At 39.4% G+C, this 791-nt stretch carries 1 protein-coding gene; it reads right to left on the reverse strand.

What is annotated here, in order from left to right; translation table 11 throughout:
• Positions 1–773: hypothetical protein (locus E1176_RS00490; RefSeq protein WP_155208631.1), on the reverse strand; the 773-nt coding region annotated here is incomplete at its 3' end.
• Positions 774–791: the final 18 nt, after the last annotated feature.

Consider the following 791-nt stretch of genomic DNA (forward strand, 5'->3'; position numbering starts at 1 on the left):
AACAGGGCAAAAAAGAGGTAATATAATACGTTGATCCAGGTGAAAGGACGGCTTTTGAGCAAGTTTTCGTCAATTTCTCTAAAGGCCATGGCACGGCTGAGCCTAAAATAATCTGCTGTAACTCTTGGGTAGTAATTGTAGAGCACCGCTGCAAAGGCACCGATTATGATGAGACCCATAAGCGCGAAATTGTTCAGGCTGCTCATTTTATTTCTTTGCGAGACAACTACTACTTCCTGCTGATCTATGAATTCTTCTTGCTGCCCACTTTCAATTATTACAGCTGAGAAATCTAACCTTAGTGCTGATAATGATCGACTGTAGACAATAGCGTGAAGTTCATCTCCGTAAAGTCCGAATAGACTATCGGCATTTAAAAAAGCTTTTTTGTTGGCTTCAACACCTGATATGAGCTTATCATTAATAAAAATAGCCAGGTGTTGAACAGATCCAATGCGCAAAAATGTGCTACTTAACTGGTCTTTTTGAAGCTTAAAGTGTAAGGTATTCTCATCGAAATCTTCTTTATCGATCAATGGCAGATAAGCCGACCCGTCTCTAAAAAAGTATGCTTCAGTGAGCAAGTCTTTAACCAAGGTAGTATCTGTGGCAGGATCAGCCGCTTTGAGTCCAGTTAAAGAAATCAAATTGGCCAAAACCAGGAGCGCTATTTGAAGAAAAGCTTTCAATTCTAATTTTTGCTGCAATTTATCAGAAATTGGCCACATAACCGAAGTGAAATTTAGAAAGGCTGAAACTGAATGGCTGCTCATTGCTTTTACCTATAGCAT

Origin of the sequence: Fulvivirga aurantia, from assembly GCF_009711475.1 — a bacterium.
Taxonomy (GTDB): Bacteria; Bacteroidota; Bacteroidia; order Cytophagales; family Cyclobacteriaceae; genus Fulvivirga; species Fulvivirga aurantia.